The sequence below is a fragment of the Hypericibacter adhaerens genome, from assembly GCF_008728835.1.
Classification (GTDB): domain Bacteria; phylum Pseudomonadota; class Alphaproteobacteria; order Dongiales; family Dongiaceae; genus Hypericibacter; species Hypericibacter adhaerens.
Window position 1 is genome coordinate 4,230,905 of the sequence record NZ_CP042582.1, and the last position, 13,523, is coordinate 4,244,427.

A 13,523-nucleotide genomic window follows, 5' to 3' on the forward strand; every position below is an offset into this window, starting at 1 on the left:
CGCGCAAGCCCCCCCGCACGCCGGGCGGGAGATTAAGCGGAGCGGCGGAGATTCGTCACTCGGGAATTGGTGATTCTTTTCCTGAGGCGCCGGATCGGTCCTTAACCTTCCCGCTCGATTTCGCCTTCTTGCCGGGCCGGAGGATATGCTGGTGATCGGGGTGGTAGAGCCGGCTCTCCGAGAAGCTCCCGTTCTCGAGCACCCGGCCGACGAAGATCAAGGCCGTGCGCGTGATCTTGCTGGCCTTCACCCGCTCGCGGATGGTGGCGAGCGTGCCCCGGATGACCGCCTGATCGGGCCAGCCCACGCGATAGACCACCACGACCGGACAATCGGCGCCGTAATGCGGCGTCAGGGCGGCCGCCACGAGATGGATGTTGCGCACCGAGAGATGGATCGCGAGCGTCGCGCGCGAGGCGCCCAGCGCCGCCAGTTCCTCGCCCTTGGGCATGGGCGAGGCCTTGCCCTCGGTGCGGGTGATGATGATGGTCTGGCTGACCTCGGGGAGGGTCAGCTCGGTCTTGAGCAGAGCGGCCGCGGCCGCGAAGGCCGGCACGCCCGGCGTCACGTCATAGTCGATCCCGAGCGCATCGAGCCGGCGCATCTGCTCGGCGATGGCGCCATAGATCGAGGGATCGCCCGAATGGACCCGGGCCACGGACTGTCCCTTGCCATGGGCCGCCGCCATGTGCGCGACGATCTCATCCAGCGTCAGCGGCGCCGTGTCGATCACGAGCGCATCCTGGGGCGCGCAGGCGACGACCGCCTCGGGCACCAGCGAGCCCGCATAGAGCAGCACCGGGCATTGCTCGATCAGGCGCCGGCCCTTGACCGTGATGAGATCGGGATCGCCGGGACCGGCGCCGATGAAATGCACCGTCATGGGCCGACACCCTCCTTGCGGATCAAGGGCGGGGCGTCGGGAATCCCGGCTGCGTGCTTGGCGGCATAGCCGCGCGGAGTATAGACCCACTGCCCGCCATCCGGCCGCGCCACGGCACGGCTTTGGCTCGAGCCGATCAGCACCACGGTCAGCATATCGACCTGGTCGGGCGTGAGCGCGCCGAGGGTCGTGACCGCGACCGTCTCGCCTTCCCGCCCCAGATTGCGCGCGAGGACCACCGGCGTGGGCTCGGGCCGCCCTTCGAGCAGGAGAGCCCGCGCCTTCACCAGCTGGTCGCGCCGCCGCTGCGAGACCGGATTATAGAGGGCGACCACGAAATCGCCGGCCGCGGCCGCCTTCAAGCGCCGCTCGATCACCGCCCAGGGCGTCAGCAGATCGCTCAAGGAGATCGCGCAGAAATCATGACCCAGCGGTGCGCCGGCCAGGGCCGCCGCCGCCTGCATCGCCGAGACGCCGGGCAGGCCCCTTATCTCGATCCGCTCCCAATCGGGATTGCCGCCGGTCTCGACCAGCTCGAACACCAAGGCACCCATCGCATAGATGCCGGCATCGCCCGAGCTCACCAGCGCCACGGATTTCCCTTCGGCCGCGAGATCGAGCGCCTTGCGCACGCGCTCCGTCTCCTCGCCCAGCGGAAAATCGTGGCGCGTCTTCCCCGCGATCAGCGGCGCCACCAGATCGAGATAGAGTCCATAGCCGACGATCTCCTCGGCCTCGCGCAAGGCCGCATCCGCGCCCGCGGTCCGTCCCTCGGCCGAGCCCGGCCCGATCCCGACGATGGCGAGCCGCCCGCGCCCGCGGCCGATCTGCAGCGGATCGAGCAGCCGCGGCGCTTCGGCGATGGCGCAGGTCACGCGCTCGGTCTTGCGCTTGGGCATGAGCAGGCGTCCGCTCTCGCCGACGGCGGCCAACGCCGCCCCCTCGGCCACGCCATGGCAGCCGGTTTCCTTGAAGACGATGCCCGATGGGTTCGCCAAACGTGGCGTCTCGGCCTCGAGGCGCTCGGCGCCGAAGAAGCGCGCCGGCACGCCCAGGGCCTCCGCCACCGCATGGACGGCGGGCTCGCCCGCCTTGAGCGCGATCGAGGCGACGCAGGCGACCGAAGCGGCGGCGACCCCGGCGGCCGAGAGGCTCTGGCGCGCCAGCCTCACCGCTTCCTCGGGCGGGGCGCCGCGATCACAGCCGATCCCCATGACCAGCGTCGCCGGGTGGACCAGCAGCGTGTCGCCGCGCGGGCTCTCGGCGCGCGTCGTGGCGCGGATCGCGAGCTGCCCGCGCGCATCGAAGGGCAAGCGCTTCAGCCAATCCGCATCGTCGCGCGCGGCATCGATCTCGAGCCGCACCGGCTCGCCCGCGAGCAGGCCCGCCATGACGCGCTTGGCCATCTCCGGATTGCCCAGCCGCCAGCCGGCCGGCGGCTCGTCGATGCCGATGCCGAAGCGCAGATCGCCGGCCGTGGTCACGGCCGCATGGCCGCCCAGTGCCGATGCGATCCGCCGCGCCATCTCGTTGGCGCCGTGATGGCCGCCCAGGAGCGGCACGGCGCTGCTGCCATCCTCGGCGACCGCGATCACCGGCGGCTCCGTCCGCTTGTCGTCGAGCAAGGGCGCCAGCTTGCGGATCAGGATGCCCGCGGCGCAGATGCCGATGATGGGACGTCCGCTCTCGAACAGCTCGGCCAGCTGCAGCTCCAGGTCGCTGAAGGTGACATCGACCGCCTCAACGCGCGGCGCATAGCCGAAAAGTTCGGCCCCGCCCAGCGCGTCGCGGATGCGATGGGCGACGCCCAGCGCCTTCGCCGTCAGCAGCAGGATCGCCGGCTGGTTCACGAAGCCTCTCCCCGCATGGATCGTCCCGAGCCCGAGCGATTGCTCCAGGCTTCGGCCCGCCTATGGACCAGCAACATGGAGAAATAGGGCGCGCTTTCGCCATGCAATTCCGCCAGTGCCATCACTTTCTCACTGCCGAGCGTGGCGCGCTCGACATAGCGCGTCCGCTCGACGAGGCCCGCCGCCTGCAGCACCCGGCGGACTTTGCCCAGATGGCGCCCGAGCTTCATGATCGCGGCCGCATCGCAATCCTCGAGCCGGCGCGCGATCTCCGTCTCCGGCAAAGGAGCAGGGATGACGCTCAGCACGTCGTTGCGCGCGGTGAGTGGCATGCCGGCGGCATCCGCGCAGGCCATCAGCGAGGAGACGCCCGGCACGATCCTGACCGGGCATCGGCCGGCGAGACGCGCATAGAGATACTGGAACGAGCCGTAGAAGAAGGGGTCGCCCTCGCAGAGCACGGCAACCTCGCGGCCGGCCGCGGATTCGGCCAGAATGGCCGCCGCCGCGCCGTCATAGATATCCTCCTTCGGGAAGGCGCCATCGCCCAGCGGCATGCGGATCGCGATCTCCCTCTGCTGCCCGGAGAGATGAGGGGCGGCGATCATGCGCGCGAAGCTGTCGCCTTCCTCCGGCGCCGGATAGGCGATCACGGCCGCGCGCTTCAGGATCGCCGCCGCCTTGAGCGTTACCAGCTCCGGATCGCCGGGCCCGAGCCCCAGCCCCCAGACCGTGCCGAATTGGCCTCCGCCGCTCACGGCTTCACCGCCGCCAATTGCGTCACCGGCCGCAAGGGCCGCCAGGCCAGGTGCGGCCCGATCGGCTCGGCGCGCTGCACCGAGATCCGCGTGAGGTCGCCATTGCAGGCGGCGCGGAAGCCCGCGAGCCGCGTCTCGCTTTCGACCGTCACCGCATGGGCCACCAGCCGGCCGCCCGAGGGCAGGGCCTCCCAGCAGCGCTCGATCAGCCCGGCGGTCGCCACGCCGCCGCCGAGAAAGACGGCATCGGGCTGCGCCAGCCCGTCGAGAGCCGCGGGCGCCTCGCCGGCGACGATGGCGAGCTTCGGCGTGCCGAGCGCCCGCCTGTTCATCTCGATCAGGGTGACGCGCTCAGGCTCGCTCTCGATCGCGATCGCCCGGCTTCCGCGCGCCGCCCGCATCCACTCGATCGCGATCGAGCCGCAACCGGCGCCGACATCCCAGAGCAGCGCGCCCGGCAGCGGCATGAGCTTCGCCAGCGCCGCCGCGCGGATCTCTCGCTTGGTGAGCTGACCGTCATGCTGGAAGGCGTCGTCGGGAAGCCCCGGCACCCGGGCCCTAACCGCAGCGCCAGGTTCGGCGCGGCATTCGACCGCGACCGTGTTGAGATCGGCCGTCCGGCGCTGGCCCCATTCGGCCGCGGCATGTTCGACCGCCGCCTCGGTGGGCCCGTCCATATGTTCGAGCGCCATGACACGGCTCGAGCCATAGCCGAGTTCGGTCAAACGGCGCGCGATGAGAGCCGGCGCCGCGCCATCGTCGGTCAGCAGCAGCAGCCGCGCGCCCGGAAAGACGGCGCCGTTCAGGAGCTCGAGCGGCCTGCCATGCAGCGTCAGGCAATCCGTATCGGCAAGCGACCAGCCGAGCCGGGCGGCCGCAAGCGTGAAGGCCGAGACCTGCGGCAGGATCCGCATCTCCTCGCGCGCCACATGGCGCGCGAGGGTCACGCCCACCCCGAACCACATCGGGTCGCCCGAGGCCAGCACCACCACGGGACGGCCGCGCCAGCGCAGGATCTCCTCGACGGTGAGCCGGAGCGGGCTCGCCCAGCTCTGGCGTTCGGCCTTGCCGGCCGGGACCAGCGCCAGATGCCGCTCGCCGCCGATCAGGAGCTCCGCCTGGTCGATGAGCTGGCGCGCCTCGGCGCTGAGGCCCGCGAGCCCGCGCTCCGTCAGCCCGATAACCGAGAGCCAGCGGCTCATGACACCTCTCCTTCCGGCAGGATCAGCGCGTTGACGGCGGCGGCGGCGAGCGCCGAGCCGCCGCGCCGTCCGCGCAGGGTCAGGTAGGGAATGCCCAGATCGGCCGCGATCAGCGCGTCCTTGGATTCGGCGGCCCCGACGAAACCGACCGGAAAGGCCAGGATCGCCGCCGGCCTCATGCCATCGAGCTCGATCATCTCCAGCAGGCGGAAGAGCGCCGTCGGCGCATTGCCGATCGCGACCACGCTGCCCTCGATCCGATCCCCCAGCAGCTCCATCGCCGCGGCCGAGCGCGTATTGCCGATCTCGGCCGCGCGCGCCGCCACGCCCGGCAGCTCGATCGCGGCCACGATCTCCCCGCCGGCCGGCAGGTGGCGGCGCATGATGCCCGATGCCACCATGGCGGCATCGCAGAGGATCGGCGCGCCACGGTTCAGTGCCGCTCGTCCCGCTTCGACCAGGTCCGGGCTCGCCGCCAGATCCGCGACCAGGTCGGTCATGCCGCAGGCATGGATGAGCCGTACCGCCACGCGCGCGAGGCCCGGCGGCAACGCCGCCAAGGTCGCTCCTGCTTCGGCTTCGATCCGGGCGAAGGACTCCCGATAGATCGCCTTCGGATCGCGCTCATAGCGATAGATCGCCATCGACGGGCTCCGGCCCTTCCGCTCAGTCCAGCGATTCCGGATTGCGCCGCTGCGGCCCGTGCCGGTGATTGGCATGGGGATGCGGCACATGGGTATGGCCGTGGTCATGGTCGTGACCGTGATCATGGTGGTGATGCCCATGGTCATGATCATGGTGATGATGGTGGCCATCGCCATGGTGATGAGAGCCGTCGGCCGCCTTCAGCGGCAGCAGGCTGGCGGTGCTCTCCGCTCCGTTGGAGGCATCCTTGTTGGTGCCGATGCCTTCCACGTGATGGTGATGGCTCTGCTGCGGCAGCCCGACCTCGGCCTCGAAGCCCAGCACCTGCTCGCGATATTTGCAGAGGCCGCAATTCATGTTGTTCAGCCCGACCAGGATCTCCTCGACCCGCTCGGCGAAGCAGTCGAGCACGAAGGGATGGTCGTTGAGATAGCCCGCCTTGAGGAACTCGATCTCCGGGTGGCGCTCGGCCATCTGGTCGGTCACGTGATAGATCCGCTTCACCAGCACGCCGGTGAAGAGGAAATAGGGGAACACGATGATCCGCTTGTAGCCGAGCTTGACCGCATGCTCGAGCCCCGGCCCCACCAGCGGGAAAGTCACGCCGCTATAGCAGACCTCGGCCCAGCCGAAGCCCATGCCTTCCCACAGCATGCGCGCGACCTTGGTGATGTTGGAGTTGGCGTCGGAATCCGAGGTGCCGCGCCCGACCACCATGAGCAGCGTGTCCTCGCGCGCGACCTGACGGGGCGATCGACGCTCCGCCTCCTCGATGCGCTGGCCCGCCGCCTGGAGCAGCTTGGTCTCGACCGCGAGCTCGCGGCCATAGTCGATGGTGAGGCCCGGATGGCGCGCCGCATATTCGTTGAGCACCGACGGCACGTCGTTCTTCACATGGCCGGCGGCGAAGAGCATGCCCGGAATCGCGAGAATCCGGTCGCAGCCCCGGCCGCGCAGCTCATCGAGCCCGTCGCGGATCACCGGCCGCGCGAATTCCAGGAATCCGCTGCTTACCGGGTATTGCGGCAGGCGCTGGGCGATCCCGGCCGCGACCGAGGCGAATTCGGTGATCGCCTCGTCGTCGCGGCTGCCATGGCCGCATACCATCACGCCAATCTTGCTCATCGTCCCTCTCCCGACCGGCGGCCGGCCGCGGCCGCCTTCGTTACACTCAGGCTGTCAATCCTCATGCACGCTGTCATCCTCGCGACCCATACTGTCATCCCCGCGAAAGCGGGGATCCAACTCGAAGCGCGGCGCGCTGGATCGGGATGGATCCCCGCTTTCGCGGGGATGACGACGGGAGCGCAAAGCACCGGCAGGCTCGCGCACCGCGTTGACAGGCCGCCGTCCCTGCCCCCACTTTCCTCGCCATGATCCTGGGGTCCCTGAACCTGCTGCCGGCGCTGCTCCTGGCGCTGGCGCTCGATGCCGCGCTGGGCGATCCCGCCTGGCTCTGGCAGCAGGTCCGCCATCCCGTGGTGCTGGCCGGCCAGGCCATCGAGCGGCTCGACCGCTCGCTCAATCGCGACGAGGCGCCGGACCTGCACCGGCGCATCGCCGGCGTGGCCGCGCTCTCGATCCTGCTGGCGGCGAGCTTCGGCATCGGCATGATCCTCCACCTCTTCCTGGTCCAGTTCGCCTGGGGCTGGATGATCGAGGGCGTGCTGATGGCGACGCTGCTCGCCCAGAACAGCCTCTACCACCATGTGGAGGCGGTCGCCCGCGCGCTCGCCACCGGCGATCTCTACGAAGCGCGCGAGGCGGTCAGCCATATCGTCGGCCGCGATCCCGAAAGCCTCGACCGGCCGGCCGTGGCGCGCGCCGCCATCGAATCGCTGGCGGAGAACTTCGCCGACGGCGTGGTGGCGCCGCTCTTCTGGGGCCTGCTGCTGGGCCTGCCCGGCATGATGCTCTACAAGGCCGCCAACACCGCCGACAGCATGATCGGCCACCGCACCCAGCGCCACGAGGCCTTCGGCTGGGCCGCGGCCCGTTTCGACGATCTGCTCAACTACCTGCCGGCGCGGCTCGCGGGGCTGCTGATCGCGCTGGTCTCGTTCAGCAGCCTCCGCCATGCGATCGCGGTCATGCTCCGGGACGCGCCCCGCCACCGCTCGCCCAATGCGGGCTGGCCGGAAGCGGCCATGGCCGGGGCGCTGGAGATCGCGCTGGCGGGTCCGCGCACCTACTACGGCGGGCGCGTCGGCGACAGCCACTGGGTCAACGAGGAAGGCAAGCGCGAGTTGGGGCCGACCGACATCCGCAACGCGCTGGCGCTCTACCTGCGCGCCTGCCTGCTGCAGGCGGCCCTGGTGGCGCTGCTCTGGGTCCTGCTCTGAGCCCTTGCGGATCGCGGCGTCACGTGCCACGGGCGATCTCCCAGATGCGGTCGAGATCGACATGCGCCGAGATATGCTCGGCCAGCGCGTCGAGCGTGCTTTCCAGCTCGACATCGAAATCGGGACCCAGCGCCACATTGCCGCCGACCAGCCGGCGCAGCAGCGCGCGGCGATAGCCGTCGGCGGCGAACAGGCCGTGCAGATAGCAGCCCATGACGCGGCCGTCGGCGGAGACGGCGCCGTCGGCCCGGCCCTCGAGCTCGAGCATCGGATGCGCGGTGGCGCTGCCTTCGGTGGCCCCGACATGCATCTCGTAGCCCCTGACCAACTCGCCGGTGGAGCGCTCGCGGCCCTTGGCTTCGGTCAGGGTCTTGCTGCGGCCGAGCTCGGTCGCGAGATCGAGCAGCCCCAGCCCCTCCTCCTCGCCCGGTGGGCCCTCGATCCCGTAAGGATCGGCCACGCGCCGCCCCAGCATCTGATAGCCGCCGCAGATCCCGATCACGCGCCCGCCGCGGCGGATATGCGCCTTGAGATCGGTGTCCCAGCCCTCGGCCTTGAGCATACGCAGATCGGCGATGGTGGATTTCGAGCCCGGCAGCACCACCAGGTCGGCATTGCCCGGCAGCGCCTCGCCCGGCGGCACGATCACCAGCCGCACCGACGGCTCGGCGCGCAAGGGATCGAGATCGTCGAAATTGGCGATGCGGTTCAGCATCGGTACCGCGACCGTGACGAAGGCCCCGGCCTCGCTGGCACCGTAGCGCGGCAGCGCCACCGCATCCTCGGCCGGCAGCCTCATCGCGCGCGGCCAATAGGGGATGAGGCCCAGCGCCGGCAGGCCGGTGCGTTCGGCGATGATCGTCATTCCCTCGGCGAAGAGCGCGGGGTCGCCGCGGAACTTGTTGACGACGAAGCCCTTGATCCGCTCCCGCTCGGCCGGCGGCAGCAGTGCCGTCGTGCCCACCAGGCTCGCGATCACGCCGCCGCGGTCGATATCGCCGATCAGCAGCACCGGCAGGTCCGCCGCTTCGGCGAAGCCCATATTGGCGATGTCGCCCCGGCGCAAATTGATCTCGGCGGGGCTCCCGGCGCCCTCGACCAGCACCAGGTCGGCCTCGGCCGACAGGATCCCGAAGCTCTCGAGCACCGCCGCCAGCAGGGTCGGCTTGAGGTCGTGATAGTCGCGGGCGCTGGCCTTGCCATAGACGCGACCCTGCACCACGATCTGCGCGCCCACCTCGCTCTGCGGCTTCAGCAGCACCGGGTTCATATGGACCGAGGGCTTCACCCCGCAGGCGCGCGCCTGCAGCGCCTGAGCGCGGCCGATCTCCCCGCCCTCCTCGGTCACGGCCGCGTTGTTCGACATGTTCTGCGGCTTGAACGGCCGCACCTTGAGCCCGCGCTTCGTGAAGGCACGCGCCAGCCCCGCCGTCAGCAGCGACTTGCCGACATCGGACCCCGTGCCCTGGAGCATGATGGCCGGGGTCTTCAAAACTCCACCCCCGCCTGCGCCTTCACGCCGTCGCGGAACGGATGCTTCACCATCGTCATCTCCGTCACGAGGTCGGCCGCCTCGATCAGGGCCTCGGGCGCGTTGCGGCCGGTCACGATGATATGGAGATCGGGACGCTTGCGTTTCAGCGTCTCGACCACCTCGGCCACCGGCAGATGGTCGTAGCGCAGGCAGATATTGAGCTCGTCCAGCAGCAGCATCCTGAGCTCCGGATCCGCCATCAGCCGCTTGGCCTCGGCCCAGGCGGCCTCGGCCGCGCGGATGTCGCGCGCGCGGTCCTGCGTGTCCCAGGTGAAGCCCTCGCCCATCGCCTTGATGGTGACGAGCTCGGGGAAGCGCTCCAGCACCGTGCGCTCGCCCGTGTCCCATTTGCCCTTCACGAACTGCACCACGGCGCTCTTCATGCCATGGCCGACGCAGCGCATGATCATGCCGAAGGCCGCACTCGACTTGCCCTTGCCCTTGCCGGTATGGACGATGAGCAGGCCCTTCGAGACGGTCTTGGTCGCCATCATCCGCTCGCGCGCTTCCTTGCGCTTGGCCGATTTCTCGTTCGCCTGCCGGATCGCATCGGGATTCTCGACGCCGCTCATGTCCTACCCTCCCTGATCGCGTCCAGCCGCGCATGGATGCTGTTGGCCCGCGGCCGCCACAGGCCCCGCTCGATCGCCTCGTTGAAGCGCTCGGCCATCTCGCGGCCCGCCGCGGGATTGGCCTCGCGGATGAAACCCGCCACCGTCTCGTCGGCCAGATAGGCCTCGTAGAGCGCCTCGAAATGATGGTCGCCCACGGCCCCCGTGGTGGCGGCGAAGGCGAAGAGATAATCGACCGTGGCCGCCATCTCGAAGGCGCCCTTATAGCCATGGCGCATCACGCCGGCGATCCATTTGGGATTGGCGGCGCGCCCGCGCACGATGCGCGCGATCTCCTCCTCGAGCCGGCGCACCTTCGGCGTCTCGGGGCGCGAATGATCGTTGTGATAGACCACCGGCTTGCGGCCGGAGAATGCCGCCACCGCCGCCGCGAGCCCGCCTTCGAACTGGTAATAGTCGTCGCTGTCGAGCAGGTCGTGCTCGCGATTGTCCTGGTTGTGCAGCACGCCCTCGACCTGCGAGAGCCGCGTCTCGAACAGGCGATGCGCCGCCTCGCCCTCGCCGCCGGCGCCATAGGCATAGCCGCCCCAGGCGACGTAAGCGCGCGCGAGGTCGCCGCTGTCGCGCCAGCCGCGCTCGTCGATCAGGGCCTGCAATCCCGCCCCATAGGCGCCGGGCTTGGAGCCGAAGACGCGGAAGCCCGCACGTCGTTCCGCGGCCTCCGGCGCGGCGCCTTCGGCGAGCAGCCGGCGATACTCGGCCGCGACCCGCGCCGCCAATGGATTTTCAGCCGGTGTTTCTTCAAGCGCCGCCACCGCGCGCGCCGCGCTGTCGAGGAGATCGACCTGCGCCGGAAAGGCGTCGCGGAAGAAGCCCGAGATGCGGAAGGTCACGTCGACGCGCGGACGGCCCAGGAGCGAGACCGGCAGGATCTCGAAGCCGGCGACGCGCCCCGAGCCCGTATCCCAGCGCGGCCGCACGCCCATGAGGGCCAGCGCCTGCGCGATATCGTCGCCGCCCGTGCGCATATTGGCGGTGCCCCAGGCCGAGAGCGCCAGCGTCGTCGGCCAGGCGCCATGCTCCTGGCGATAGCGCTCGATCAGCATCGAGGCCGATTTCCAGCCGAGTTGCCAGGCGGCCGGCGTGGGCACGCAGCGCGTATCGACCGAGTAGAAGTTCCGCCCCGTCGGCAGCACCTCGAGCCGGCCGCGCGTGGGCGCACCCGAAGGACCCGGCGCCACGAAACGGCCCTCGAGACCGGCGAGCAGCGCCTCGGTCTCGGCGCGGCCACAGGCCTCGACCCGCGACGCCAGAGTCTCGCGCATGAAATCGAGAACGGCGCGCGTCCGCCGCCATTCGGGCGCCGGCGCCAGTTCGCCCGAGGCCAGTTTCAGGGCCAGGGCCTCCAGCCGCTCGACCGTGTCGCCCTGGTGCCGCCAGCTTCCAGCACCATCGAGGATCGCGGGCCGTGGACCCGTCCAGGCCTTCGCCCAGTCGGCATCGAGCGGATCGAAGCCCTCGCCCAGCTCGAGATCCTTGGCCAGCGCACGCAGGATCGACTGGTCGGCGCCCTCGCCGGACCCGCGCGGCACTCGCGCCAGCGCCACCAGCAGCGCGTCGCGCAAGCCTCCCTCGGGGCTGCGGCCGAACACATGCAGCCCGTCGCGGATCTGCAGCTCCTTGATCTCGCAGAGATGGCTGTCGAGCTTGACGAGCGCGCTGTCGGCCGCCTCGTCGGGGGCGATGGCGCAATCCTTGTCGAGGCCGAGCCTTCGCGTGAGCTCGAGGATCTGGTCGCGCAGCAGCCGGCAGCGGCGCGGATCGAGGCCCGAGGCCTCGTAATATTCGTCGACGAGCCGTTCCAGCTCCTCGAGCTGGCCGTAGCTCTCCGCCCGCGCCAAAGGCGGCGTCAGATGATCGACGATGACGGCGGCGCTGCGCCGCTTGGCCTGGCTGCCCTCGCCCGGATCGTTGACGATGAAGGGATAGAGCTGCGGCAGCGGCCCCAGCACCGCCTCGGGCCAGCATTCGGCCGAGAGCGCCAGCGCCTTGCCCGGCAGCCATTCGAGATTGCCGTGCTTGCCGAGATGGATGACGGCATGGGCGCCGAAGCCGCGGCGCAGCCAGCCATAGAAGGCGAGATAGCCATGCGGCGGCACCAGCGCCGGATCGTGATAGCTCGCGACCGGATCGATGTTGTAGCCGCGCGCCGGCTGCACCGCGACGACGAGATGGCCCGCCGCGAATCCGGGCAGGTGGAAGGCGCCCTCGACGAAGAAGGGGTCGCGCTCGGCTGCGCCCCAGCGGGCGATGACGGCCTCGCGCACCGCACCGGGCAGGCTCTCGAAGAAAGCCCGATAATCGGCGAGCGGCCAACGGATCGACGCCGCGCCGCGAAGACCGCTGTTGGTCGGACCTTGCAGAAGCCGCGCCATCAGTCCGGCGCCATCGCGCGGCGCATCGCCGACCTCGTAGTTCGCCTTCGCCAGAGACGCGATCACGCCGGCGGCGCTCGCCGGCGTATCGAGCCCGACGCCGTTGCCGATGCGGCCATCGCGGTTGGGATAGTTGGCGAGAATGAGGGCCACGCGGCGCGACGCCGGTTGGGCGCGCCGGAGCCGCGCCCAACCGGCCGCGAGGTCGGCCACAAAATCGAGCCGGTCCTTGACCGGGCGCTGGGCGACGATGCCGCATTGGGTGGCCGCATCGCGCCGCGCCTCGGCCTTGAAGGCGACCGCGCGCGTCAGGATGCGGCCATCGACCTCGGGCAGCGCCACATGCATCGCGATGTCGCGCGCCGAGAGCCCGTTCGTGCCCTCCCGCCATTCCGCCTCGCCGCCCGAGGACAGCACCACCTGGAAGACCGGACAATCCGCGGCGTCGAAGGGTGTAACCGCACGCTCGGCACCCGGTTGCGACAGCGCGAAGGCGGTGGCATTCAGGATCGCATCAGGCTTCGCCTCGGCCAGAAGCTCTTCGATCAGGGCCGCCGCCATCGGCTCCTTGAGGCTCGCCACAGGTACCGGCAGCGCGTCGAGCCCGGCACGGTCGAGCGCCGCGATCAGCCCGTCGATGGCGTCGAGCTGGCCCGCCTGCAGCAGCGCCCGATAGAACGCGATGAGCGCGACGGGCCGCCGCCCCTTCCAGTGCCGGCGCAGATCCTCCAGCCCCGGCTCGCTCAGGCCCGGCCAATAAAGCCCGGCCTTCAGCAGGGGCTTCGGCTCGCGCCAGTCCCGCGCATGGCCGACGAGGCTTGCCGCGTATTCCAGCATCTGACCGGCATTCTCGATGCCGCCCTCGACCAGATAGCGCCAGAGCCGGTCTTGCGCTTCGGCCGGCAGGGTCGAACGGCGCGCCAGCTCGGGATCGGGCCTGTCGTCGCCCGGCAGGAAGGCGAGCGCGATCCCGCGCTCGCGGGCGAGGCCCGCGAGCTGTTCCACGCCATAGGGCCAATAGCGCTCGCCGCCGAGCAGGCGGACGATCACGAGGCGCGCCGCGGCGACCGTGTTCTCGAGATAAAGATCGACCGAGAGGTTGTGGCCCAGGAACAGCAGATTGGCGAGCCTCAGGCTGGGCGCTCCCGGCGCCTGCCGGCGATGCGCCTCGGCGAGGCAGGCGAGCTCGGTGTCGGCCGCCGACAAGAAGACGATCTCGCCCGGCGTCTGCTGCAGGTCGATCGCCGACTGGCCGTCGGCGATCGTCCCGGGACGTGCGGCGAGAAGATGCATGGAGGGTTC

At 70.4% G+C, this 13,523-nt stretch carries 10 protein-coding genes; 1 reads left to right on the plus strand and 9 read right to left on the minus strand.

Annotation, left to right across the window (positions count from 1 at the left end):
- Positions 1–55: 55 nt before the first annotated feature.
- The 6 genes from cobM to FRZ61_RS18970 are packed head-to-tail and all read right to left on the minus strand — an operon-like array spanning position 56 to position 6,463.
- A complete protein-coding gene (gene cobM, locus FRZ61_RS18945) occupies positions 56–883 on the minus strand; it encodes a precorrin-4 C(11)-methyltransferase (RefSeq protein WP_151119198.1) in 828 nt (275 codons plus the stop codon).
- On the minus strand, positions 880–2,733 hold the full coding sequence (cobJ, locus tag FRZ61_RS18950) for a precorrin-3B C(17)-methyltransferase (protein ID WP_151119199.1): 1,854 nt from the start codon (positions 2,731–2,733) through the stop codon (positions 880–882). The genes cobM and cobJ overlap by 4 nt, the downstream gene beginning before the upstream one ends.
- The gene (gene cobI / locus FRZ61_RS18955; RefSeq protein ID WP_151119200.1) at positions 2,730–3,491 is read right to left on the minus strand and encodes a precorrin-2 C(20)-methyltransferase; all 762 of its coding nucleotides are present in this window, start codon (positions 3,489–3,491) and stop codon (positions 2,730–2,732) included. Before cobI ends, cobJ begins: the two co-directional genes overlap by 4 nt.
- Complete coding sequence (cbiE, locus tag FRZ61_RS18960; RefSeq protein WP_151119201.1) at positions 3,488–4,693, minus strand: precorrin-6y C5,15-methyltransferase (decarboxylating) subunit CbiE; 1,206 nt, start codon at positions 4,691–4,693, stop codon at positions 3,488–3,490. The genes cobI and cbiE overlap by 4 nt, the downstream gene beginning before the upstream one ends.
- On the minus strand, positions 4,690–5,337 hold the full coding sequence (locus tag FRZ61_RS18965) for a precorrin-8X methylmutase (protein ID WP_151120900.1): 648 nt from the start codon (positions 5,335–5,337) through the stop codon (positions 4,690–4,692). Before FRZ61_RS18965 ends, cbiE begins: the two co-directional genes overlap by 4 nt.
- A gap of 22 nt (positions 5,338–5,359) precedes the next feature.
- Positions 5,360–6,463 carry a sirohydrochlorin chelatase gene (locus FRZ61_RS18970; protein ID WP_151119202.1) on the minus strand — a complete coding sequence of 368 codons (1,104 nt, stop codon included), beginning with the start codon at positions 6,461–6,463 and terminating at the stop codon, positions 5,360–5,362.
- A gap of 248 nt (positions 6,464–6,711) precedes the next feature.
- Between FRZ61_RS18970 and cbiB the strand changes: the two genes are divergently transcribed.
- Positions 6,712–7,680, plus strand: a complete 969-nt coding sequence (gene cbiB, locus FRZ61_RS18975; protein WP_151119203.1) for an adenosylcobinamide-phosphate synthase CbiB — start codon at positions 6,712–6,714, stop codon at positions 7,678–7,680.
- A gap of 19 nt (positions 7,681–7,699) precedes the next feature.
- Here the strand turns inward: cbiB and FRZ61_RS18980 are convergent, their stop codons facing one another.
- The 3 genes from FRZ61_RS18980 to cobN are packed head-to-tail and all read right to left on the minus strand — an operon-like array spanning position 7,700 to position 13,514.
- Positions 7,700–9,154, minus strand: a complete 1,455-nt coding sequence (locus tag FRZ61_RS18980; protein ID WP_151119204.1) for a cobyric acid synthase — start codon at positions 9,152–9,154, stop codon at positions 7,700–7,702.
- A 14-nt stretch (positions 9,155–9,168) separates the two neighbouring features.
- Positions 9,169–9,786: a cob(I)yrinic acid a,c-diamide adenosyltransferase gene (gene cobO, locus FRZ61_RS18985; RefSeq protein WP_151119205.1), complete on the minus strand. Its 618-nt coding sequence runs from the start codon at positions 9,784–9,786 to the stop codon at positions 9,169–9,171.
- A complete protein-coding gene (gene cobN, locus FRZ61_RS18990) occupies positions 9,783–13,514 on the minus strand; it encodes a cobaltochelatase subunit CobN (protein WP_151119206.1) in 3,732 nt (1,243 codons plus the stop codon). The genes cobO and cobN overlap by 4 nt, the downstream gene beginning before the upstream one ends.
- Positions 13,515–13,523 lie beyond the last annotated feature (9 nt).